Source organism: Vibrio sp. S11_S32 (genome assembly GCF_014694465.1).
GTDB classification, from domain to species: Bacteria; Pseudomonadota; Gammaproteobacteria; order Enterobacterales; family Vibrionaceae; genus Vibrio; species Vibrio algicola.
On record NZ_JAAUWS010000106.1, the window covers coordinates 1 to 1862 of the forward strand.

The 1862-nt window shown below is 35.0% G+C and carries 3 protein-coding genes; all 3 read right to left on the minus strand.

The genetic code is table 11. The annotated features are described in order from the left end of the window. A partial coding sequence (locus HC723_RS16705; protein ID WP_190339891.1) for a transposase occupies positions 1 to 203 on the minus strand: 203 nt, incomplete at its 3' end. Positions 204 to 261: 58 nt separating this feature from the next. Further along, positions 262 to 753, minus strand: coding sequence for a DUF2569 domain-containing protein (locus HC723_RS16710; RefSeq protein ID WP_190339892.1), 492 nt, complete (start codon positions 751 to 753; stop codon positions 262 to 264). A 108-nt stretch (positions 754 to 861) separates the two neighbouring features. Continuing rightward, on the minus strand, positions 862 to 1683 hold the full coding sequence (locus tag HC723_RS16715; protein ID WP_190339893.1) for an NAD-dependent epimerase/dehydratase family protein: 822 nt from the start codon (positions 1681 to 1683) through the stop codon (positions 862 to 864). Positions 1684 to 1862: the final 179 nt, after the last annotated feature.

The following is a 1862-nucleotide window of genomic DNA, read 5'->3' on the forward strand; positions in this document are numbered from 1 at the left end:
GCCATTAATTCCGTTTTTTCATCTGCGTTGACAGATGAATTATTGAGTTCGTCAGCCTTCTGCTTCCAAGTGTAAAGCAGGTTTTGTGATACTCCCAACGCATCAGCAGCTTGGGCGACAGAATACCTTTGTTCGGTAATAAGGCCGATTGCCTCTTCTTTAAATTCTTTCGTATAAGTTCGATATTGACGTTTTGTATTCATATTCACCTCGATTGATTATCCACAATCAAGGTGTCCAGATCGATTAGACCAGAATACCTTATTTGTTAGGCATATTTTCGACAAACGTTGCTTTAACTCTTTTTGAAATAAGCATATATGGAACCCAAATAATACCTCCTACTAGAGAACGCATAAATTCTTTGGTTGTTTCAGGATCAAACATTGGCTCAGATGGCAGTACTTTAGTAACAAGCCATGCATCCAAAGGAATGAACACAATAGATAATGCAGCAATGCCTATATAAAGTTTTGGAAAAAGATCATGCTTTGAAAAAAACAAATATATTAAGTAGATAGATGCCGCAACCATTATAGAATTATAAGTGATTTCGCCAAGTAATAGTGGAGCCCAAAGTGAATTATAAGCCTCTGAACCAACTGTAGTTAATGCTTCCCACGTACCGTCCTCAAATATTGTTTTATACATAGGGATATATGTGGTTAGTAGTCTAATAGGAGAAAAAATAATTCCTATTCCAACTAAGATCAACCAACCACTAAGTCCTTTTAATTCATTATTTTCAGTCATACACTCTCCAGTTTATAGTTATGCCTAACGCCTCGTTAAGCGGATAAAAATGGTGGGTTAAAATCGCGCAGCGATAACCCGCTGTTTTTATTCCGTTTAAACGACTTGTTATGTGTATTGCATTAAATATTCATTGATTGTATGTTTTTCTCTGAAGTATGAGCTAATCGGTAAGTTTAGATTAAGCTTCTCAATATCAATGGCTTCTAAACCTTTTTGTAGTTCAAACTCATCCCAATTTACTTTGGATACACACTCTATAATGGAATTTTCTTGGAGTAATTTAGCGAAAGTTTCTGGAGTATAACCTTTAGTTTCAGCAATGATATGCTTTTTTTCTTTGATATTAGGTTGGGTCACTAACGTATAATAAAACTCCGCAACGTCAAGTACATGAACATATTGATTATAACCAACACTAGGAATTGCAACTGTAACAGGTGATTTTCCCCAATCTCCTACAATACGACGTAATTGGCATGAATTACCACCATAAATGAGACTCGGGCAATAAACTACATTCCAGTTTAATGATAAAGAATTTTGTATCGTTTTTTCATCCAGTTTAACCATGTCAAATGGACGGTGAATAAGGTGTCGTAATTCTTTTTCATTCGCATTACCAAATAGCCATATACCCGACGTATGTATTTTAGTTGCATTTTTAGACGCAAATTTATTTAAGTCGGAAAGTAAGTCAGTTTCTATTTGAGCAATGTTTTCTGGCGTATACATTGACCAATGAGGTCGAGCACAATTGATTACAGCATCAAAAAATCCATGCATTTCTACATTTACGCTTGAAATAGTACCTTTATGATCTTGATCTTCTTCTCGACTATATACAAATACATCAAAACCTTTATCTCTAAAAAAATCAGTTACATGACTACCAACATATCCATTTGATCCAGCTACAAGTAATTTCATACTACCTCAGAGATAAGATTTACACATAACGCCTCACTAAGAGGCAAAAAACAGTTGGTTAAAATAAGCGACGCAGGAGCAAAAACCAACTGTTTTTTGTCCTTTTAAGTGACTTGTTATACGGCTATTTACCACCAGCTATATCAACAAACGTACCTGTAATAAATGATGCTTCATTT

Bases quoted from the DNA above. Each gene is read 5' to 3' on its own strand.
- HC723_RS16715 (WP_190339893.1), bottom strand. From the start codon at position 1,683: ATGAAATTACTTGTAGCTGGATCAAATGGATATGTTGGTAGTCATGTA.
- HC723_RS16710 (WP_190339892.1), bottom strand. From the start codon at position 753: ATGACTGAAAATAATGAATTAAAAGGACTTAGTGGTTGGTTGATCTTA.